This window comes from Kitasatospora sp. NPDC036993 (assembly GCF_055607525.1).
In genome coordinates this window covers 271,043-290,748 of the sequence record NZ_JBVJRP010000007.1, presented here as the reverse complement: position 1 = coordinate 290,748, position 19,706 = coordinate 271,043, and the positions used below count along the sequence as shown (strand labels likewise).

The window sequence follows — 19,706 nt, the reverse complement described above, 5'->3', positions numbered from 1 at the left end:
TTCCGGCGACTTCCGGCGACGCACCGCGCGTTCCGCCGAGGCGCCACGCGTTCCGGCATCGCGCGACGCGCGGGCACGCCGAACGATAGTGGCGCGCCGAGGCAGTGGTCCAGTCCAATCCCGCACTCCGGAAGGGCTCTCCGGCCGGGGCGGCGATAGAATGCGCAGCATGGGAGAGCGCCCCGGCGCGCCCACCGCGCCGCCCCTCGTGCTGGTCACCGACGCCGACTCGCGGGTGATCGACCCGGCCAGGGCCTACCACCTCGGCCGCGACCCGACCAGCGAGATCGTGCTGGACGACCCCCGGGTCTCCTGGCACCACGCGATCCTGCGCGCCACCGACGGCCACTGGCTGCTGGAGGACGTCGGCAGCACCAACGGCACCTACGACCACGGGCGACGGATCGACCACGAGGACGTCGGCCCCGGCACCCGGCTGCGCTTCGGCGATCCGGCCGACGGCCCGGCCGCGGCCTTCACCGGCCTGCCCGACCCGGCCCCGGCCCGCTCCCCCGTCCCGGCGCCTGCCCGTACCCCTGTCCTGGACGACCTGCCCGGCGCCCCGGAGCGCCCGTCCCTGGTCGCCCCGCAGGTCTCCGGCACCTTCCGCCGCCCGAGCGCGGTGCTGCGGCTGCCCGGCCACACCGTCCGGATCGGCCGCTCGCCCGACAACGACCTGGTCCTGGACGACCTGCTGGTCTCCCGGCACCACGCCGAGCTGCGCGAACTGCCCGGCGGCGGCCACGAGATCGTCGACCTGAACAGCCACAACGGCACCTACCTCAACGGCCGCCCGGTCCGGCGGTCCCCGGTGGGCCCGGCCGACATCGTCGGCATCGGCCACCGCGCGCTCTGCCTGGCCGACGGCCGGCTGGTCGAGTACACCGACACCGGCGAGATCTCCCTGGACGTCCAGCACCTGGTGGTCCGGGTCGGCCCCGACCACCGGGTGCTGCTGGACGACGTCGGCTTCCCGCTCGCCGAGAAGGCGCTGCTCGCGGTGGCCGGACCGAGCGGCGCGGGCAAGTCCACCCTGCTCAACGCGCTCACCGGGCTGCGCCCCGCCGACCGGGGCACGGTGCTGTACGACGGCCGCGACCTCTACCGCGACTACGCCGAACTGCGCCGCCGGATCGGCCTGGTGCCGCAGGACGACATCCTGCACACCCAGCTCACCGTCCGCCGCGCCCTGTCCTACGCCGCCGAGCTGCGCTTCCCCGGCGACACCGACCCGCGGGAGCGGGCGGCCAGGGTCCGCGAGGTGATCCACGAACTGGGTCTGGACGCCCGGGCCGACCAGGTGATCGCCAGCCTCTCGGGCGGCCAGCGCAAGCGGGTCAGCGTCGCGCTGGAACTGCTGACCAAGCCGTCCCTGCTCTTCCTCGACGAGCCGACCTCCGGGCTGGACCCCGGCATGGAGCGCTCGGTGATGCGGATGCTGCGCGGGCTGGCGGACGACGGCCGGACGGTGGTCGTGGTGACGCACAGCGTGCTGAGCCTGAACGTCTGCGACCGCCTGCTGGTGCTGGCTCCCGGCGGGCGGACGGCGTACTACGGGCCGCCCGGCGAGGCGCTGGAGTTCTTCGGCTTCGACGAGTGGCCGGAGGCCTTCGAGGCCTTCGAGAACGAGGACCACGCGGCCTGGCAGCAGCGGTTCCTGGCGTCCCCGCAGTACGCGCGCTACGTGGCGGCCGAGGCCGTACCGGCGCCGTACCCGCGTGCGGCTCGGGAACCGGAGCCGGGTCGGGTCCCGCCCTCGCACGAGCCGGCCCCGCACGTCCCGGCCGCGCCCGCGCTCGGCCGGGAGAAGCCGCAGGGCTGGTTCTCCCAGCTGGGCACCCTGGTGCGCCGGTACACCGCGGTGCTCGCCGCCGACCGGCTCTTCCTCACCATCATGGTGGTGCTGCCCTTCGTGATCGGCCTGATGTGCCGGGCGATGGCCGGCTCCCGGCTCGCCCCCGACAACGCCGTCAACTGCCTGCTCACGCTCTGCATCGGCGGTCTGCTCACCGGGGCCGCCAACTCGGTGCGCGAGCTGGTCAAGGAGCGGGCGATCTACCGGCGGGAGCGGGTGGTCGGGCTCTCCAGATCGGCCTACCTGGTCTCCAAGGTGGTGGTGCTGGGCGCGGTCACGGTGGCCCAGGCCGCGGTGCTGACCGTGGTCGGCCTGGCCGGGGTGGACCTGTCCTTCGCGGTGCCGACCGGGGTGGTGATGCCACAGCTGCCCGAGCTGATCATCGCCGTCGCGCTGCTCGCCTTCTCCGCGATGATGCTGGGCCTGGTGGTCTCGGCACTGGTGGACAAGGAGGAGGCCACCATGCCGTTGCTGGTGCTCCTCTCGGTGGTGCAGATCGTCTTCAGCGGCCTGATGCTCAAGCTGCACGGTGTCCCGGGGCTGGAGCAGTTCGCCTGGCTGATCCCCTCCCGCTGGGGCCTGGCGGCGATGGCCCGCACCGTCGAGCTGCACGGCATCTTCCCGAACGCGATCACCGCCGACCCGATGTTCCGCCACCAGCGCTCGGGCTGGCTGCTGAGCATGGCGGTGCTGCCCGCGCTGTCGGTGCTGTACGGGCTGGTGGTGCTGGCCCTGCTGCGACGGCACGAGCCGAGCATCATGCGGCGGTAGCGCCCTGCCCCGCTTCCGCACGGCGCTCCCCGGCTCCGCACCGCGCTCCCCGGCCCCCCGCGGCTCCGCACGGCTCTCCCCGGCCCCCGCCGGTAGAGTGGAGACGACCTGTGGTGCGATTCGTGCCGCGCGCGGCGGGGGTCGCGCGGCGGAGGAAATGTAGCCGCCCGTGGACGAGTTCGCGTTCCGCCCCACCCACGTCGCCCCGCCGGACGGCCTGGCCTCCTGGGCGGCGCCCGACCCGGCCCGGCCCTCCGCCCGACTGGACGCGCTGCTGCCGCTGCAACTGCTCGACCGCCGGGGCGACTGGGCCATGGTCGGCTGCTCCAACGGCTGGACCGCCTGGGTGGACGGCCGCCTGCTGGTCGCCCTGCCGCAGCCGCCGCCCACCGCCGGAGCCCCGCCCGCGCGGACCGCCGACCCGCGCCCGGCGCTCGCCGGGGCCGGGAGCGCGCTCGACCGCTACCGCGCCCTGCTGGACGACCTGGCGACCGGCACCCTCGACCTGGAGGCCTTCCGGGAGCGCACCCGCGGCCTGCGGATCGGCCTGGTGGTGGACGGCGGGGCGGTGTGGCTGTTCGACCCGGTGCACGACCGCTGGTGCTACGGCGACGGGCTCCAGTTGCAGACGTACGCGGCCACCGACCGGCCGGCTGCCCCGGCGTCCCCCGTCCCGCCGCCGTCCGGCCTGCCGACGGCGGCCGGCCCGGCCCCGTACGGCCCGTCCGCCCCCACCAGGACCGGTGAGCCGTGACCGCCGCCGAGGGACCTTCCGTCGACCAGCCCGCCGGCGAACAGCCCGACGCCGACCAGCCCATCACCGACCGGCCCGACGCCGAGCAGTCCGCCGCCGGACTGTCCGCCGTCGGCCTGCCAGCCGGACTGGTCGGGCGGCAGGTCGCCGGCTACCGGCTGGAGAAGGAGATCGGGCGCGGCGGCATGGCCGTGGTCTACCGGGCCAGGGACCTACGGCTCGGCCGGACCGTCGCCGTCAAGCTGCTGGCCCCCGAACTGGCCCGCAACGAGCTGTTCCGGCAGCGTTTCATGCACGAGTCGGAGGCCGCCGCGGGGATCGACCACCCGCACATCGTCCCGGTGTTCGAGGCGGGCGAGCAGGACGGCATCCTGTTCCTCGCGATGCGCTACGTCGAGGGCGGCGACCTGCGCGCCCTGATCAACCGCTCCGGCCCCGTCCCGGTCGGGCGGGCCGCCCGGCTCGCCCTCCAGATCGCCTCGGCGCTCGACGCCGCGCACGACCACGGCCTGGTGCACCGGGACGTCAAACCGGGCAACGTGCTGGTCGCCGCCGGGACGGACAGCGAACACCCCGAGCACCTGTACCTGGCGGACTTCGGACTGACCAAGAAGTCGCTGTCGCTCAGCGGACTGACCGGCGTCGGCCAGATCGTCGGGACACTGGACTACGCGGCGCCCGAACAGATCTCCGGCAGACCGCTGGACGGACGCTGCGACCAGTACGGCCTCGGCTGCGTGGTCTACGAGCTGCTCACCGGCACCCCGCCGTTCCGCCGGGAGAGTGATCTCGCACTGCTCTGGGCACACCTCAACGACCCGCCGCCCGCGCTGCGCGAGCACCGGCCCGACCTGCCGGCCGCCGTCGAGGCGGTGGTCGCCCGGGCGCTGGCCAAGGCGCCCGGGGAGCGGTACCCGAGCTGCCTCGGCTTCGTCGCCGAGCTGCGCGCGGCCGGCACCGCCGCCTCCCCGGCCGCGTGGCGGGCGGAGGGGCCGCCCACCCGGGTCGTCCCGGCGCTCGCCGCCCCCGACCGGCTCGCGGTGCCCGAGCCCCCGGCCTGGGCCGTACCTGTCGTCCACCCGCCACCGTCGTCCGCCGCCGGGGGGAGCCGTCCGTCATGAACGCCGTGAGCCAGGTCTTCGCCGTGGTCGCCGCCGCCATCCACCTCGTCGTGTGGCCGCTGGAGAGCTTCCTGTACGGGCACCCACGGGTGCGGCGCCTGCTCACCGGCAGCACGGCGGACGCCCCCGAGGTCCGGCTGTGGCGCGTCAACGTGGGCTTCTACAACCTGTTCCTGGCGCTCGGCCTGGTCACCGGACTGGTCCTGCTGCACAGCGGACACCCGGGGGCCGGCCGGACGCTGGTGCTGTACGTCGCCGCCTTCATGCTGGCGGGCGGGATCACCCTGTTCGGCTCCGCGCCGAAGCTCTGGCGGGGAGCCCTCGGACAGGCGGTACCAGCGGTCATCATCCTTCTGGCGGAGGCTTTCTGATCATCCGTCACCCGTGCCGCCGGCTCTCCGCCGGGACTACAATCCGCCTACCCCGTGACGGTCACGGCGGCTGACGGGGGTGGACAGCAGTGGTCAGGATCCCGATCACCGACCGGTACGTCATCAGCCTCGGTTGCCGGGTGAGCGTCGAGCACGGGCCCTCCGTGACGAAGGTCCACTGGAGCGTCACGCACCTGCCGGAGGGCGGCTCGGCCCGGCCGGCCCGCGGGGACCGGGAGATCGGCGTCATCTGCCCACGCTGCCGGCGCTCGTTCTCGGTCCGGGTGGAGACCCTCACCAAGGCCCGGATCAAGCAGCGCGTCCAGCGGGCGCTGGGCTGGCTGCTGGTCCTCTCGCTCCTGGCCACCATCCCGCTGCTCGTCCAGCTGGGCGGCCGGACCGTCGAGGAGGGCGACGACCAGGCGGTCGACAACATCGGCACGCTCTTCCTCCTGGCCGCCGCGGGCGTGATCGTCGGCCCGTCCCTGCTGTTCAGCGCGGGCATGCACGACGGCGTCAGGAAGCTCAGGCTCATCCGGCCCGACGGCCGGAAGACCATGTGGGTGCGGGGCCACCGGCTGTTCTGAGCCGGCCACCGCTCACCGCGTGCCGACGGGTGCCTCACCCTCGTCCGTCGACACCCCGCCCTCGTCGGCAGGTGCCTCGCCGCGGTGCCGGACCCGGGTGGCGAGCAGGGCGCCGAGCGCTCCGGTCAGCAGACCCCAGCCGGCCGCGAGCGGCACCGCCGTCCAGAGCACCGGCCGCAGGGTGAGGCTGCCGCCGCCGAGCCCGGCCAGCGGGTTGCGGCCGCCGAGGACGGCGCCGAGCAGGTCGGCCAGGCCGCCCTGGCCAAGGCCCACACCGAGCACCGAGAGCCCGTAGTCGGCGTCCACCCTGGTCCACAGGCCCACCAGCAGCACGGTGACGGCGGCGGCGAGCGCGAAGCGGACGGCGTGCTGCCGGAGCCGGACGGTGCGCGGCGAGCGCAGGGCCGCCAGGAAGGCGGCCGCGAGCAGCAGGACGGCGGCCAGCGGCAGCAGCCACCAGCTGCGCGCGTCCTGCTCCGCGAGGGTGCCGAGGCCGATGGTCGCCTGCCCGCCCCCGGAGGTGCGCAGCACGGCGCTGAGCGGCTCGGGGACGGGCAGGCCGAGCGCGCCGACCAGCCGCCCGTGCCACTCGGCGCCGAGCCCGACGCCGAAGGCCAGCCAGACCAGGTCGGGCAGCGCGAGCAGCACCACGGCCAGGGTCTGCCGGGCGTTGCCGTGCACGATCGCGGTCAGCACTCCGGCCACCGCACCGATCGCCAGGTACGCCAGCAGGACCAGCCAGAGCGCGAACGCGGGCGGACGGACCGCGAGTTGGTAGCGCACCAGGGCGGGCGGCAGCGGGGCGCGCCGGGAGACCGCGAAGGTGAGCGCGAACACCAGCAGCAGCCAGGACAGCCCGATGCCGACGGTGGTCGGGCCGTCCGCGTGGAAGCCGACCTCCGGGGTGAGCCCGAGCACGCCCCCGATCGACTCCGCCAGGTCGCCGCCGAGCGGGACGACGAAGCTGTGCCGGGCGCCGAGGGTGAGCAGCACCAGGGTGAGCAGCCAGAGCAGCAGTGTCCGGCCGATCCGGCCGAGCAGTTCGCCGCTTCCCGCGATCGCGCGAAAGCGCAACTGGCGCAGGAACACCTCGGCCATCGCGACCGCGCCGGCCACCGAGACGCTCAGCGGCATCGCGCTGATTCCCGCGCCGACGGCGGCGAAGTCGCCCGCACCGCCGTCGAGTTCGACGGAGCCGCCGACGGCGAGCGCGAGCGTTGCGGCCAGCACGGCGGGGAAGCCGCCCTCCGGGAGGCCGTCGGCACCGGCCAGCCAGAGGCCGAGCGCGGCAACCGCTGCCATCGCGGCCAGGCCGGCCAGGACGACGGCGAGCGCGTCCAGCCAGCCGCGGACCGGGCCCGGCGGGCCGGGCGGACCGGGCGGGCCCGCGGCCCGGGTGGTGGGCTGCTGCATGCCGCCTCCTCGTCGCTCGCGGGGTCCCCGGGAGGCTCCGATCCGGTCCCGGTCGGGTCCCGGCGGGTTCCAGAGTCGCCGACGACCGGCGGGCACGCTCGGCGACGGGCCGCGCACCTGCTGTTGCGGCGAACGGGGCGCCAGGAGAGAAATGGAAGCCAGTGGCAGGAGCCTCCCTGATCGGCCGTGGTCGGCCGGCCGCCTGCGAAACGGAGCCTCGATGACCTCCCAACCGCCTCCGTCCGGCCCGCCGAGCGAACCTCCGCACGGTCCGCCGTCCGGGCCCCTCGCCGGGCCGCCGTCCGGCAGCGGTGCGGCCGGACCGCCCTCCGTGCCCCCACCGCCCTCGGGCTCCTCGGGAGCCTCGGGGGCCTCGGGCCCGGGCGCCGCCGGCGGCGGCGAGGGCTCCGGCGGCGCGAGCGGGCCCGGTGGGCCGTCCGGGCCCGACGGCCCCGGGCGCGGGGCACGCACGCCGTGGTGGCGCTCGGGGAAGGGGCTGGCGCTGGCGGCGGGCGCGGTGACGGCGGCCGTGGTGGCCACCGTGCTGATCGTCACCAACCAGGGCGGCCACCACTCGACGGTGCCGACCGCGAACGAGGTCGCCCTCCAGGCCCCGGCCGACCCCGGGCCCGCCCCGTTCACCCCGTCGGTGGAAACCCAGGGGATGAGCGCCCCCGCGGCGGTCCCCACCACCTCCGCGGCGAAGCAGTCGGGCGGCACATCGCCCGGGCACAGCGCGTCAGCCGCCCTCCACAGCGTCGAGGGCAGCTCCGCCGGGCTGTACGGCGGGACGATGAGCAAGCCGAGCTGTGACACCGAGCGCCTGGTCGGGATGGTCTCGGCCGGGGACACCGGGCGCGCCTGGGCCTCCGCCGCCGGCATCGCGCAGGCCGACATCCCCGGCTACCTGCGCTCCCTGACCTCGGCGTACCTGCGGGTGGACACCCGGGTGAGCAACCACGGCTACCAGAGCGGCGCGGTGGTCGAGTACCAGTCCGCGCTCCAGGCCGGCACCGCCGTCCTGGTGGACACCCAGGGCGTGCCCCGGGTGCGCTGCTCGTGCGGCAACCCACTGAAGCCGCCGACGCTGGTGGCCGGTGCCAAGTACACCGGGAAGGCCTGGGCGGGCTTCCAGCCGACCACGCTGATCGTGGTGGTCCCGGCGCCCCAGCCGGTGACCGAGATCATCCTGGTGGACGTCGAGACCGGTGGGTGGTTCTCCCGGACGACCGGGCGGGACCAGATCGTGGACCGGCGCACCGAGGCACCGAAGGGCCCGCTGGTGCCCGGCATCCCGGCACCGGGCCCGTGGAAGCCGACGACGCCCTCGGCCACGTCCTCGACCTCGCCCGGTACGACGTCTCCCGGTACGCCCACCGGCTCCGGCGCGACGACCTCGGGCGCGACCGGTTCCGGCGCCACCTCGCCCGGCGTGACATCCTCGGGCCCGACGTCCTCGGGCGCGAGCTCGTCGGGGGCCACCTCCCCGACCGGCTCGGGTCAGCCGTCCGGGTCGACCGCGAGCACGTCCCCCGCGAGCACGCCCCCCGCGTCCACGGGAGCCTCGACCGGCACCTCGACACCCACCCAGTCGTCGGCCGGGGCCACCACCAGCGCAGCCACCACCAGCGCAGCCACGACGAACGGCGGCACGACCACCGCCTCGGCGACGAACACCGGCACCACCACGTCCGCCGTCGCTCCGCGGACGCCGGCCGCGACCTGCGCGAGCACCCCGCCGTCCACCCTGCCGCCCTGCCCGACCGCGGGGACCGCCACGACGAGCTGACCGGCCGCCCTGACCGACCGAGCCGGCCGCCCGCTGCCACCGGCCGCCCCGGCCGGTGGCAGCGGCACGCCTCAGGGCAACAGCACCCGCGCGTCCCCGGGCCCGAGCACCCGGCCGTCCGCCGAGCGCACCTCGACCGGCGCGACGGGTGCGCCGGACTCGCGGTCCACCAGGCGCGCCCGGGGCTCCCCCTCCTCGAAGAACCACTGGTCGCCCCACTGCCGCAGCGCCGTGATCACCGGGAACAGCGCGCGGCCCTTCTCGGTGAGGACGTACTCCTGGTACGGACTGCCGTCGGCGGCCGGCGCGAGGTCGAACACCCCGTTGGCGACCAGGTTGGTCAGACGGGCCGACAGGATGTTCTTGGCCAGGCCGAGGTTCTTCTGGAACTGCCCGAAGCGGCGCAGCCCGTCGAAGGCGTCACGGATGATCAACAGCGTCCAGCCGTCGCCGACGACGTCGAGGGGACGGGCGACCGGGCAGGCCGATTCCTCGTGCGTGGTGCGTTTCGGCACGTCTCCCACCTCTCAGCTGCCGGTTCTCGGCTCTCACCGGTCGGCGCCCAGCGTACCGACCAGGGAGTGGTTGCTTATTAAAACCAGGATATGCCATCGTGTCGCGGTAGCACTTTGAAACCACCACACCCCTTCGAGGGAGTCCCGCCCATGCCCTCTTCCGCCCGCACGGCAGCGTCCACCCCGGACGGCACGGCCGAAGCCCCCGCCCAGGTGCCTTCACGCGTCCTGTCACCCGCCATCGCCTGGCTGCTCTCCGTCGCCTGCGGCCTCGCCGTCGCCAACGTCTACTACTCACAACCGCTGCTCGACCTGATCGCCCGCGACTACGGCATCGACCCGGCGACCATCGGTCTGGTCGGCACCCTCACCCAGGCGGGTTACGCCGTGGGGCTGCTGCTGCTCGTACCGCTCGGCGACCACGTCAACCGCCGCACCCTGATCACCTCCCAGCTCGGCCTGTCCGTCCTCGCCCTCCTCGCCGTCTCGCTCGCTCCCTCCGCGCCCCTGCTGCTCGTCGCGATGGCCGCCGTCGGCGTCCTCGCGGTCGTCGCCCAGGTGGTCGTCGCCTACTCCGCCCAACTCGCCGCCCCGGGGGACCAGGGCCGTGTGGTCGGCACCGTGACCAGCGGCATCGTGGTCGGCATCCTGCTCGCCCGCACCGTCGCCGGAACCATCGGCGACCTGGCCGGCTGGCGCGCCGTCTACGTCGTCTCCGCCGTCGCGACCGCCGCGATGGCCCTCGCCGTCGCCGCCGTGCTCCCCTCCGAGCGGCACCGGGCGGCCGAGCGGATCGGCTACGCGCGCCTGGTCGGCTCGGTGTTCACGCTCTTCGCCCAAGAGCGCGTGCTCCGCGTCCGGTCCGTCCTCGCGCTGCTCAGCTTCACCTCCGTCACCGTGCTGCTCACCCCGATGGTGCTGCCGCTCGCCGCACCGCCCTTCAACCTCAGCCACACCCAGATCGGACTCTTCGGCCTCGCCGGAGCCGCCGGAGCCCTCGGCGCCGGCTACGCGGGCCGCCAGGCCGACCGCGGCCGGGCCGAACGCACCGCCGGGCTCGGCCTGCTGGCCATGCTGGCCGGCTGGCTGCCGGCCGCACTGCTGCCGCACTCGGTCTGGTGGCTGGTGCTCGCCATGGTGGTGATCGACTACGGCCTTCAGTCCGTCCACGTCGCCAACCAGCACCTGCTCTACCAGGTCCGCCCGGAGGCACAGAGCCGCCTGACCGCCGCCTACATGCTGCTCTACTCGGCCGGCTGCGGCGCCGGCGCGATCCTGTCCACCGTCGTCTACGACCACGGCGGCTGGACGGCCGTCTGCGTGCTCGGCGCCGCCACCAGCCTCACCGCGCTCGGCTACTGGTGGACGGCGGCCCGACGGTGACGGCCACGCGGTTCCACAGCGCTCAACTCCCGGCCACCGAGGCGTCCGCCGACGCCGCCGACGCCGCGGCGAGGACCTCCCGCAGCGCCCGTATGCCCTCGCGCCAGGCCGGCCCGTCCTCCGTCTCGTCCCACAGCTCCGCGAGCTCGGACTCCTCCGCCACCACCCGGCCGAGCGCCTCCACCGCGAGCGGGCGAAGCTCGGCGGAGAGCGGCGGCACCGGCTCGTCGGGACCGTAGGCGCTGGTCACCGCCGCCCCGCCCGGGCACTGCGCCGCCACCAGCGCGGCGGCGGCGACCGCCTTCACCGCCTCGTAGGAGTCCAGGAAGTCCGCCTCCGCCCCGACGGCGTCCAGCAGCGCCGCCCGCAGCAGCGCCTCGCGCTCGCCCGGCGCCGCGTCGTCCAGGCCGCCGCAGAAGTCCGCCGCCGAGTCGTTGTCGAAGTGCCCGATGTCCCAGGTGCCCATGCCGTTCCCCTCACGCCTTCCGTGTTCGTGTGCGACGGATGCTTGCACACGGCACTGACAATCGGCCGGGCCGACGGATATTCGCTGGTCAGCGCGGCGACGGTGGGGCAGAGTGCCGCCATGACCACCCCCTTGACGACCACCCGGGGCCTGGACCGGGACGGCTGCATCGCACGCGAGGGCTCGCTCGACCGGGTGCCGCCGGCGTTCGCGCCGGTGGTCGCCGCCGCCCGGGCGCGGATCGCCGCGGCCTTCGCCCCCGACCGGCTGCACAGCGCCTACCTCTACGGCAGCGTCCCGCGCGACACCGCGACGCCCGGCGTCTCCGATCTCGACCTGCTGCTCGCCCTGCACCACGAGCCCACGGCCGCGGACCGGGCCACCGCCGACGCCCTGGAAGCCGCGCTCGACGCCGAGTTCGCCCAGGTGAACGGCGTCGGGGTGCTGCTCTTCGGCACCGGCACCCTGCTCAGCGAGCTGGAGCGCCACGACCTGGGGTGGTTCGTCGCCTGCCTCTGCACCCCGCTGCTCGGCGAGGACCTCGCCGCCCGGCTCCCCCGCTACCGCCCCACCTCGCTGCTGGCCCGGGAGACCAACGGCGACCTCGCCCTCGCCCTGCCCGGCTGGCGGGCCCGCCTGTCCGCAGCCGACACGGACGCCGAACTGCGCGCCCTCACCCGCGTCGTGACCCGCCGTCTGGTCCGCACCGGTTTCACCCTGGTCATGCCCCGCTGGGGCGGCTGGACCAGCGACCTCACCGCCTCCGCCGAAGCCTTCGCCGGCTACTACCCCGAGCGCGCCGCCCAACTGCGCCTCGCCGCCGCCATGGCCCGCACCCCGACGGTCGACCGGGCCGCCCTGGCCGTACTCGTCGACGACCTGGGCCCCTGGCTCGCGACCGAGTACGCGGCCGTCCACGGCGTGAAGGCGCCCCGCCCGTGACGGCCCCGGAGCACCCGCTGGTCCGGGAGGTCTTCCCGGCCCTGGCCGCCGAACTGGTCGGACTCCTGGAGCGGGAGGGCGAACCCGGACTGGCCGTCGCCGCGCGGAGCCTGCGTCTGGTCGCCGAGTGCCGCTGCGGCGACGAGTCCTGCCAGAGCTTCCGGACCGCCCCGCATCCGGCCAGAGAAGAGCATCCGTGGTCGGTTCAGCAGTTACGACCCCAGGAACTTCTCCGCGTACTCCCAGAGCACGAAAACCATCCCCGCGCGTGCGGGGCCGACAAACTCGGTCTCGTCAAAAACGGCACCGAGGCAGAACCATCCCCGCGCGTGCGGGGCCGACTCGCGTCACATCGTCAACGGCGGGCTGGGGGTGGGAATCATCCCCGCGCGTGCGGGGCCGACAGCGAGCCGGACTGGACCAGGTGCGACACGGCGGAACCATCCCCGCGCGTGCGGGGCCGACCTCTGCTGTCGATCGCCTAGTCCGTGGCGACAGGAACCATCCCCGCGCGTGCGGGGCCGACACTTCGTGACCTGCGGGTTTATCGGCGGGAGCGGGCTGAGAGAATCAGTCCGTCGAAGTCGACGGGCTTCCACCGGTCCTTGCCCGCGGTGCGGACGGTCCAGCCCTGTTCGTTGGTGGCGGGTTCGACGAGGACGGCTTGGCCGTCGCCGATGCGGGTCGCGAGGAGCTCCCACAGCCGGTCGCGGATGCGGCGGCTCGGGGTGCCGACGAAGACGCCGGCGTTGACCTCGACCATCCAGCGGGTGAGGTGGCCGCGCAGGCCTTCGGGAGCTGCGATGAGGATGATGACGGTCATGGGCTGCTCGCGTCCTCGGTGAACTCCGGGCCGATGACGGCCAGGTGTTCGTCACCCATCCCCGGATCGGAGACGGCGGGCACCGGCGGGCCTTCGGTGCCCGACCAGTTGACACCGCCCTGGACGGCACCGAGGCGTTCGTCCCAGAGCTCGTTGACTTCGACGTCGGGCATCTCGGTGCCCTCCGGGCTGAGGAGCGTCTTGACGTCGTGGACGATGCGGCCCAGCAGCTTGTCCTCGGCGATGCGGTCGCGCAGCCCGAGGCGGGCGTCGCGTTCCTCGGTGTGGCCCTGCTGGGCGAGGTCGAAGGCGAGGGGGATGGTGTATTCGGCCTTGTAGAGGTCCGCGATGTCGAGGACGAACGACGTCGCCAGTCCGGTGTGGACGAAGCCGAGCCCCGGGCTGGCACCCAGCCCGGTGATGACTGCGTGACAGATCCCGTAGAGCGCGGCGTTGGCCGCCGACAGGAGGCGGTTCAGGTCGTCGCCCGCGGCGTAGGCGTCACCGGCCTTGTACACCCGTCCGTTCCAGGGGACGCCGGTGCGGCGTGCCTGCGCCTGGTAGAGCTTGCGGATGCGGGCGCCCTCGCGGCCGCGCAGCTGCTGCATGGTGGCGGTGCTGACGTCCTCGCCGGGGAACCGCATGCGGTACATGTTCCGTGCGACGGCCAGGCGCTCCTTGGTGCGGCTGACCAGCCAGGCCTGCCGGTTGAGGAGGGCCGCTCCTCGGCTGGGGCCGAGGCCGGCCGCGTACATGCGCACGCCCTGCTCGCCGACCCAGCACACGGTGGTGCCGGAGTCCGCGAGGAGGTTGACGGCGCCGTGGGTGATGCGGGTGCCCGGGCCGAGCAGCATGACGGCGACCATGGCGGCGGGGACGCGGACGGTCTCGCGTTTGTTGATGACGACGACGGCGTTCTCGTCACGGTCGATGTGGCTGCGCTCGACGTAGACGCTGGATACTCGGTCGGCGAGGCGGTGCAGGTCGTGGGGGTGGGCTTTCCACCAGATGTCGGCCATCGGTCAGCGGGCTCCGGCGGGCAGCGGGGCGAGGGTGAGCAGGCCGCAGCCGTAGGCCTTGGACGGGCCGATGCCGCCGAGGAGGGCGGCTTGCAGGAGGCCGGGGTCGGTGATGGACAGGCGGCCTTCGAAGGTGGCGGTGGTGAGCGTGACCGGGGTGCGGGTGCCGGGCTTGGTGAAGGTGTTGCGGCTTCGGTCGGTGATCCTCACCTCGCGGGCGGGCCTCGCGTCAGCGGGGGTGCCGACGTCGGACGGTTCGAGGCCCGGTGCCGGCTCGTCGGTGTGTGCCTCGGGGATGGTGAAGCCCCAGCGCTCGGTGCGGTCCAGGAACCAGGCGAGCTGCCGGGCCGCGGTGCGGTGGGCCATGCGGTAGGAGCGGTGGTGGAGTTCGGCGGCGGTCCTGGTGCGGTGTGGGCTCGCCTTGTCGGGCTTGGAGGTGTTCTGGACGGGGCTGGCCTTGAGTCGGAAGGCGAACTCGCGGCCCACGGCGAGCTGGGCGAGCAGCGGGCTGTAGTCGCGGATCGCGTAGTGCTCGCCGTCGGCGTCGGGCCATCCGGCCTGTTCGACGACGTGGGTCCAGTCGGGCTTGGAGGGGGTGAGGACCAGCAGCACGGGGCGGCGCGGGTGGTCGGTGTCCAGGCGCCACAGGATCCGGTCGCCGGGGGCGGTGTCGGGGACGCCGGCCGTGACGGCGCCGTGCAGGGCTCGGGGGTTGGCGAGCAGGTTGCGGCTGGCGGCGCGCAGGGGGTTGATGCGGACGCGGGAAAGGTAGGTCATCGGGTCACCAGCCCAGCAGGGCGAACGGGTCGTGGCCGCCGGCCGCGGCGGCCGGTTCGGCGGGCGTGGTCATCGGGGCGAGGCCGGTGGGGACGTCGAGCCAGGCGTGGCGGATCCGCCGGGTGGAGAATCCGCGTTCACGGGGGTCGAAGGAGCGCGGGACGTCCTGGAGAGTGTCGTCGCCCGACGGGTCGTCGAAGGTCGCGGCCAGGTCGATCCGGTGCGGGGAGAACGGCCCGGGGGCGCGCTCGGCCCGCCGTCGGTAGGCGTTCCTGGCAGCCTGGCCCGCCTGCCAGGGTTCCTCGGCCAGGACGTCTTCCACGGTGCCGCCGCGCACCTCGCCGAGGGTGATCGGCTGGGTGGGGACGCAGGAGCGCCGGCCGAGGGCGAGCGGGAAGGCGGGGCGGCGGACCGCCTCGGCGAGTGCCGTGACGAGGGCGGCAGGGCCTTGGACGGCGGCGACGAACACCGCGTCCTGGAGGTAGTAGCGGTGGGTGACGTGGGTGTCCTTGGCCGGGGAGGTCGGCTTCTGGAGACCCTTGGCGTTGACTCCGGCCTGCGGAAGCGGCCGACCGCGGTAGTCGCTGACGGTGTGGTAGTCGCGCAGCAGCGTTCCGGGCTGGTCGATGCGCACGCCCAGGCGCAGGCCGACCAGGTCGGCGATGTCCGCTTCGCGCGGGCGGCCGGCGGCTGCGGCCAGCAGGCCGACGACGCCGGACTTGGTCGGCTGGGGCCCGCTGTCGCGACGGTTGAACGCGCTGCGGTCGCCCCAGGACTGGAGGGGGCCCGCCAGACGCAGCACGAGGACCGCCTGCTCCTCGTCCCGCGGGTCCGGTGCGGGGGTGGGGTCGGCGGGCATCAGTTGTCGTTCACCCGCTCGGTGAGGGCGGTGCGCAGGGCGTCGCGCAGCTCGGGGAAGGTGCGGTTCGCGCCGAAGGCCTCCGTCAGCTTCTCCCCGGTCCCGTCGGCGTCGGTGCCGAGGGTGTGGCAGATGCCGACGTACAGCGGGCTGTCGCCCCACTGCTCGGTGGCGGTGGCGAACTCCCCGGCGAGGCGGCGCGCGGACTCCGCGACGATGCCCCGGCTCGCCGGGACCGGGTTCTCGTACGCGGAGACGAGGTTCACCGGCTGGTCGGCGCGCACGACGACGGCGACCAGGCTGGGGCGGGTGCGGTGGGCGAAGGAGTTGCCGTAGCCGGTGGGCATGGAGCGGGCGAAGGAGTCGACGAACAGGTCGACGGCGTCGACCGTGGCCTTGTCGTCACCCAGGTTCTCCCGGAGCTGGTGCAGGCCGACAGTCGCGTAGCGGTACAGGGTGGCGGAGTTGAAGCCGATGGTGCCGATCATGCCGGCGCCGGTCTCCTCCGCGGTGTTCTCGTCGTCGACCGCCGTGTAGTAGTCGAACTCGAGCTCCGCGGCGTGGGTGGAGATCGCGTGCGCGACCTGCGTGGCGGCGTCGACGTTCAGGCCGGGGATGTCCGCGACCATCCGGCCGAACAACGCCACGTCCGCCGGGTGGCCGCTCTGCAACTGCTCCTTGACCGGCAGAGCCTTGACCGCCTCCTCCAGCGCCTTGGCGTCGAGGGCGGCGAGGTCGCCGGCGGTGTCGGCGACCAGGCCGACGATGGCGTCCAACTGGCGGCGCCCGTAGAAGAGCAGGTAGGCGGTGTCACCCGCCTTCTTGCCCGCGGAGATCCCGGTCGACTTGACCAGGGCGTCGGCGAGCCGCTGCGCGTCCTCGGCCTCGACACCGCTGCGCTCGGCGATGCCCTTGGCGAGCTGGGAGGCGATCCGCTTGGTGCGGGTGGCGAGGTCCTGCGGGTCGCGGCTCTCGGTGAAGTGGATCCGGGTGGCGCGCTTCCAGGCCTGGGAGGAGACGCGGGAGCGGCGCTTGCCGCCGAAGTAGGCCTCCTTCGGGTTGCCGTTGTCGTCCCGGTTGAGGTTCGCCGGCGGGACGGTCTGCAGGATGTGCACGTCGATGTAGAGGCGGTCGGTCATGCGCTACTCCGTAGTCGGGTGGTCCGGGTATGTGCGAGCGCGGTCAGTCGGCGGGGGCCTTGTCCTTCCAGGCCTGGTAGCCGATGGCCCACTTGAGGCGGACCTGCGGGCGCCGGTCGGTGCGGTGCCAGGCCTGGATGTCGGCCATCAGGTGGTTGTAGTCCAGTGGCTGCCCGACGGTGCGCAGCTGGGTGATCAGGCCGCGCAGGTGGACGAGCAGCGCGGGCACGCTGGTGGCACCGGCGAGCTGGGCGACGCGGGTGTCGAGCGCTTCCTCGCTGAACTTGCCGCTGCGGCGCAGGGCTCGCAGGGCTTCGCCGAGCTTGATACCGCGGCGGTGCATCGGCGTGGACTGGCTCTGCTGGTGGAGGCCGTAGAGGGCGAGGGCGGCGTGCTCGGCCTTCTGCTCGTCGGAGACCTCGTCGCGCAGTGCGAGGACGTCGTCGACCTCGCAGCTGTAGAGGGGCCACATCCTGGGGCTGTCCATGGCGGGGCGCCCGAGGCCGGAGCGCATGGCCGCGAGGTCCTCGCCGGGCGGGCGGCGCGGCTGCTTGGTGCGGTGGTCGGTGCGCCAGGTGTGGTCGTGGGCGGTGTACTGGTCCCAGTACAGGCGCCGTTTGGCGGCGGTGGTGTGCTCAGTCGTCAAAGTCCGCTCCGGGATCGGGGTCGGGTTCGAGGGCGGGTCCGGTCTCGGCTTCCCGGGCGGCGGCCGCTTCCCGGCGGGCGTCGGCGTACCGGGGGAGGATCTCGTCGACCTGGCGCCGGAAGTCGGCGCCCGCGGTGCCGAGCTTGTAGGTCAGCGGCTTGCCCGACTTTCCGGGCGGGCTGACGGTGCGGCCCTGGAAGGTGGTGGCGGGGGCGGCCAGCAGGAGTTCGTTCGCCGCGTCCCGGGCCAGGCGGTGGGCCACTTCCTCCCAGGCGAGCCTGCCCCGGTCCAGGACGTCGTCGTCGGTGCCGGCGTCGCGGACTCCGGCGAGCAGGCGGCGTACCAGGGGGTCGAGGGTGTGCAGGAGGAGGTCGCCGGGGCGCTGGCCCCTGTCCCAGGGGATGGGGTCGGTGCCGGCGGCCCGGCGCAGGTCGGCGGAGAGGTTGTTGACGGCCTTGGCGAGTTGTTCGGCCTGCTCGGCCACGTCGAGGAGGAGTTCGTGCGCTTCGCTGTCCTGGTGGAGGGCGAGCAGGGGCAGCGGGATCGCGTCGTGGATGACGTCCTCGACGACGGAGGACTGGGTTCCGTAGACCATGCCGAAGGTCTCGACCTGCAGCGGGTAGTCGGCGTCGAGCTTCCCGAGTACCCGCAGGGCGCTGGCCTCGTCGAGCAGGACGCTGGTCTCGAAGACGCCGTCCGGGCCCTGGCGGGCCGGGGTGAGGAGGGCGTCCAGGCCCCGCCAGGCGGCCTTGCCCTGGGTGTGCCGGCGCGGCCTGCGTTCGGGCAGGGCCGAGGCGGACTTCTTGGCGGGCGCGGTGAACATCCAGGCCGTGTGCGGCTCCTGTGCGGGCAGGGGCGTGAGCCGGTCGCCGGCGCTGATGACGACCCGGGCGACCTTCAGCCGGCCGTCGTCGCCCTGGTGCGGGACGAGCCGGATCCGCCGGGCCTGCCACGTCCACAGGTCGAGCAGGCCCTCGGCCGGACGCGACTTCCAGGCGGGACTGTGGGGACCTTGCAGCCACTGCGGAGTTCCGAGGACTCCGGCCGGGGTGACCGGAAGGTTCAGCAGGAGGGTCTCGTACAGGGTGCGCCCGGTGGGAACGATGACGCCGAGCTGGCCGAGCGGGCCGGTCTGGTTGCCTGTCGTCTTGCCCGCCTTGACCTCGGGGTCGCCGACGACGCCGGTCTTGATCCCGGCGGTGTCCCAGCAGTGGGTGTGCACGAGCCAGTGGGCGGCCTGGGCGGGTGTGAGGTCGAGCGGGTCCGCCTCGGTGCGGCTGGCGAACAACGGGACATTGTTTCCGCTGGCGGCGGTCGCCACGAGGGCGGCGGAGCCCTTCGACTCGTCCTTGGCGGTCCGCAGCCCGGCGACCTGGGCGAACGGGGCGGCCGGGTCGAAGAGGTCGAACTTCGCGCGATGCTCGTCGAGGTACTCCCGGAGCCTGTTCAGCTCGTCCTCGGTGAACCCGTCCTTCTGCGCGAGCCGGTCACCCTTCTCCCGCAGCGTCCGGGGTGCGCCGGTGGCGTGGGCGACGACGGGCAGCAGGACCTGGCGCAGGACGGCCGGCAGCTGGGTGGAGAACCCGACGACGAGGCCCTCCAGCGCGTGGGCCCGGGCCAGGGCCTCGGCGATCCCCAGCTCCACGGGAGGCCCACCGCCGACGGGGCGCACCGCCAGCCACGGCTCCTCGACAAGGTTGTACCCAGGCACGCGCTGTTCTCCCAACTGGCCTTGCTAGTTCAGTGCAAGATTCATCCTTGCACCAGGCACAACCCAGCGTGAGGCGTTGCTTCAATTACCTCTCAGTCTCACAGGTTTGACGCATGGGGATGGATCCAGGCAGCCATGGGCCCTCGTCGACCGTGCGCCACGGCTCGCAGCCGCAGGGACAGTTCGCCAGCAGTTCCAGCGTTCACTTCAGCAACCGGCATCTGCCGTCGAGCGTGCAGGTCACAACGATGTAGCTCAACTACTCGATGACACATATGGACTTGATAGTCAGTCAGGGGCGCAAAGCTGCGGCCGGTATGCGCTACGGTGGTCTCATCGGAAGAGCGATTGGGCGCCCCTCGCCCTAGGAAGCTGAATGGGGCGCCCGTTCGCGATCAGACTAGGAGAACCGTTGATCCCAATCCGTGATGCCCGCGTCCGCGTCAGCATCCTCGACATCGTTGCACGTCATCAATGTCAGAACAAGGGCGTGACCGCCATGGCTGCGACCGTCGCAGCCTGCGTAGTCAAAGGCCCGGCTGCTGGCGCGCTCGGCCACAGTACTGATCTGGTGATCGCTGCCATCGTCTTGATCATCATTGGCTTCATTCCCCGAGCCACCAGCGATCTCACTGAAGTGAGTCAGCCAGGTAGGCAGTCCGCCCTCCGACGCGAACGCCCCCGTAGGTTTACTTCTCGGCATCACCGGTAGGCATTGGTCGCGACAACTTGCTCTCCAGGCGTCGGGCTTGCTGCTAGTGGCCA

General features: G+C 73.7%; 18 protein-coding genes and 1 CRISPR repeat array. Of the genes, 8 read left to right on the top strand and 10 right to left on the bottom strand.

Annotated features, from left to right (window positions below):
• Positions 1-169 precede the first annotated feature (169 nt).
• The 5 genes from ACZ7C5_RS17455 (at position 170) to ACZ7C5_RS17435 (ending at position 5,459) form a co-directional block, all read left to right on the top strand.
• Positions 170-2,626: an ABC transporter ATP-binding protein/permease gene (locus ACZ7C5_RS17455; protein ID WP_470322877.1), complete on the top strand. Its 2,457-nt coding sequence runs from the start codon at positions 170-172 to the stop codon at positions 2,624-2,626.
• Between the two features lie 169 nt (positions 2,627-2,795).
• Positions 2,796-3,380, top strand: a complete 585-nt coding sequence (locus ACZ7C5_RS17450) for a hypothetical protein (RefSeq protein ID WP_470322876.1) — start codon at positions 2,796-2,798, stop codon at positions 3,378-3,380.
• Positions 3,381-3,481: 101 nt separating this feature from the next.
• Positions 3,482-4,501 (top strand): serine/threonine-protein kinase, encoded by a 1,020-nt coding sequence (locus tag ACZ7C5_RS17445; protein ID WP_470322944.1) that lies wholly within the window; start codon positions 3,482-3,484, stop codon positions 4,499-4,501.
• On the top strand, positions 4,498-4,872 hold the full coding sequence (locus tag ACZ7C5_RS17440) for a DUF1304 domain-containing protein (protein WP_401084172.1): 375 nt from the start codon (positions 4,498-4,500) through the stop codon (positions 4,870-4,872). The genes ACZ7C5_RS17445 and ACZ7C5_RS17440 overlap by 4 nt, the downstream gene beginning before the upstream one ends.
• A gap of 89 nt (positions 4,873-4,961) precedes the next feature.
• Positions 4,962-5,459, top strand: coding sequence for a hypothetical protein (locus ACZ7C5_RS17435; protein WP_470322875.1), 498 nt, complete (start codon positions 4,962-4,964; stop codon positions 5,457-5,459).
• 12 nt (positions 5,460-5,471) lie between these two features.
• Here the strand turns inward: ACZ7C5_RS17435 and ACZ7C5_RS17430 are convergent, their stop codons facing one another.
• Positions 5,472-6,872 (bottom strand): streptophobe family protein, encoded by a 1,401-nt coding sequence (locus ACZ7C5_RS17430; RefSeq protein WP_401084168.1) that lies wholly within the window; start codon positions 6,870-6,872, stop codon positions 5,472-5,474.
• Positions 6,873-7,203: 331 nt separating this feature from the next.
• Here ACZ7C5_RS17430 and ACZ7C5_RS17425 point away from each other — a divergent pair, with 331 nt between their 5' ends.
• Positions 7,204-8,661 (top strand): DUF6777 domain-containing protein, encoded by a 1,458-nt coding sequence (locus ACZ7C5_RS17425; RefSeq protein ID WP_470322874.1) that lies wholly within the window; start codon positions 7,204-7,206, stop codon positions 8,659-8,661.
• Positions 8,662-8,732: 71 nt separating this feature from the next.
• Here the strand turns inward: ACZ7C5_RS17425 and ACZ7C5_RS17420 are convergent, their stop codons facing one another.
• Positions 8,733-9,176, bottom strand: coding sequence for a winged helix-turn-helix transcriptional regulator (locus tag ACZ7C5_RS17420; protein WP_470322873.1), 444 nt, complete (start codon positions 9,174-9,176; stop codon positions 8,733-8,735).
• A gap of 150 nt (positions 9,177-9,326) precedes the next feature.
• Here ACZ7C5_RS17420 and ACZ7C5_RS17415 point away from each other — a divergent pair, with 150 nt between their 5' ends.
• The gene (locus tag ACZ7C5_RS17415; RefSeq protein ID WP_470322872.1) at positions 9,327-10,559 is read left to right on the top strand and encodes an MFS transporter; all 1,233 of its coding nucleotides are present in this window, start codon (positions 9,327-9,329) and stop codon (positions 10,557-10,559) included.
• 22 nt (positions 10,560-10,581) lie between these two features.
• Here ACZ7C5_RS17415 and ACZ7C5_RS17410 read toward each other — a convergent pair whose 3' ends face one another.
• Positions 10,582-11,025: a DUF4259 domain-containing protein gene (locus tag ACZ7C5_RS17410; RefSeq protein ID WP_401084162.1), complete on the bottom strand. Its 444-nt coding sequence runs from the start codon at positions 11,023-11,025 to the stop codon at positions 10,582-10,584.
• A 120-nt stretch (positions 11,026-11,145) separates the two neighbouring features.
• Between ACZ7C5_RS17410 and ACZ7C5_RS17405 the strand changes: the two genes are divergently transcribed.
• Positions 11,146-11,967, top strand: a complete 822-nt coding sequence (locus tag ACZ7C5_RS17405) for a nucleotidyltransferase (protein WP_470322871.1) — start codon at positions 11,146-11,148, stop codon at positions 11,965-11,967.
• Positions 11,968-12,224: 257 nt separating this feature from the next.
• Positions 12,225-12,493: a CRISPR direct-repeat array (repeat unit 24 nt; unit sequence CATCCCCGCGCGTGCGGGGCCGAC).
• Positions 12,494-12,511: 18 nt separating this feature from the next.
• On the opposite strand, the gene cas2e is transcribed toward ACZ7C5_RS17405, so the two are convergent.
• From cas2e to casA, 7 genes are read right to left on the bottom strand one after another with little or no spacing between them, the layout of a single operon-like run.
• On the bottom strand, positions 12,512-12,790 hold the full coding sequence (gene cas2e, locus ACZ7C5_RS17400; protein ID WP_359826378.1) for a type I-E CRISPR-associated endoribonuclease Cas2e: 279 nt from the start codon (positions 12,788-12,790) through the stop codon (positions 12,512-12,514).
• Positions 12,787-13,809 carry a type I-E CRISPR-associated endonuclease Cas1e gene (gene cas1e, locus ACZ7C5_RS17395; protein ID WP_470322870.1) on the bottom strand — a complete coding sequence of 341 codons (1,023 nt, stop codon included), beginning with the start codon at positions 13,807-13,809 and terminating at the stop codon, positions 12,787-12,789. Before cas1e ends, cas2e begins: the two co-directional genes overlap by 4 nt.
• Before the next feature lie 3 nt (positions 13,810-13,812).
• Positions 13,813-14,586, bottom strand: a complete 774-nt coding sequence (gene cas6e, locus ACZ7C5_RS17390) for a type I-E CRISPR-associated protein Cas6/Cse3/CasE (RefSeq protein ID WP_470322869.1) — start codon at positions 14,584-14,586, stop codon at positions 13,813-13,815.
• Between the two features lie 4 nt (positions 14,587-14,590).
• Positions 14,591-15,445 carry a type I-E CRISPR-associated protein Cas5/CasD gene (cas5e, locus tag ACZ7C5_RS17385; RefSeq protein ID WP_401084154.1) on the bottom strand — a complete coding sequence of 285 codons (855 nt, stop codon included), beginning with the start codon at positions 15,443-15,445 and terminating at the stop codon, positions 14,591-14,593.
• On the bottom strand, positions 15,445-16,584 hold the full coding sequence (gene cas7e, locus ACZ7C5_RS17380; RefSeq protein ID WP_401084152.1) for a type I-E CRISPR-associated protein Cas7/Cse4/CasC: 1,140 nt from the start codon (positions 16,582-16,584) through the stop codon (positions 15,445-15,447). The genes cas5e and cas7e overlap by 1 nt, the downstream gene beginning before the upstream one ends.
• Positions 16,585-16,627: 43 nt before the next feature.
• Entirely contained in the window at positions 16,628-17,230 is a 603-nt protein-coding gene (gene casB, locus ACZ7C5_RS17375; protein WP_470322868.1) for a type I-E CRISPR-associated protein Cse2/CasB, read from the bottom strand.
• Positions 17,220-18,941, bottom strand: coding sequence for a type I-E CRISPR-associated protein Cse1/CasA (gene casA / locus ACZ7C5_RS17370; RefSeq protein WP_470322867.1), 1,722 nt, complete (start codon positions 18,939-18,941; stop codon positions 17,220-17,222). Before casA ends, casB begins: the two co-directional genes overlap by 11 nt.
• Between the last annotated feature and the right edge of the window lie 765 nt (positions 18,942-19,706).

Coding starts and splice junctions, on each gene's coding strand:
- cas7e (WP_401084152.1), bottom strand. CDS start 16,584: ATGACCGACCGCCTCTACATCGACGTGCACATCCTGCAGACCGTCCCG.
- ACZ7C5_RS17455 (WP_470322877.1), top strand. CDS start 170: ATGGGAGAGCGCCCCGGCGCGCCCACCGCGCCGCCCCTCGTGCTGGTC.
- ACZ7C5_RS17405 (WP_470322871.1), top strand. CDS start 11,146: ATGACCACCCCCTTGACGACCACCCGGGGCCTGGACCGGGACGGCTGC.
- ACZ7C5_RS17415 (WP_470322872.1), top strand. CDS start 9,327: ATGCCCTCTTCCGCCCGCACGGCAGCGTCCACCCCGGACGGCACGGCC.
- cas5e (WP_401084154.1), bottom strand. CDS start 15,445: ATGCCCGCCGACCCCACCCCCGCACCGGACCCGCGGGACGAGGAGCAG.
- ACZ7C5_RS17410 (WP_401084162.1), bottom strand. CDS start 11,025: ATGGGCACCTGGGACATCGGGCACTTCGACAACGACTCGGCGGCGGAC.
- cas2e (WP_359826378.1), bottom strand. CDS start 12,790: ATGACCGTCATCATCCTCATCGCAGCTCCCGAAGGCCTGCGCGGCCAC.
- ACZ7C5_RS17440 (WP_401084172.1), top strand. CDS start 4,498: ATGAACGCCGTGAGCCAGGTCTTCGCCGTGGTCGCCGCCGCCATCCAC.
- ACZ7C5_RS17430 (WP_401084168.1), bottom strand. CDS start 6,872: ATGCAGCAGCCCACCACCCGGGCCGCGGGCCCGCCCGGTCCGCCCGGC.
- cas1e (WP_470322870.1), bottom strand. CDS start 13,809: ATGGCCGACATCTGGTGGAAAGCCCACCCCCACGACCTGCACCGCCTC.
- cas6e (WP_470322869.1), bottom strand. CDS start 14,586: ATGACCTACCTTTCCCGCGTCCGCATCAACCCCCTGCGCGCCGCCAGC.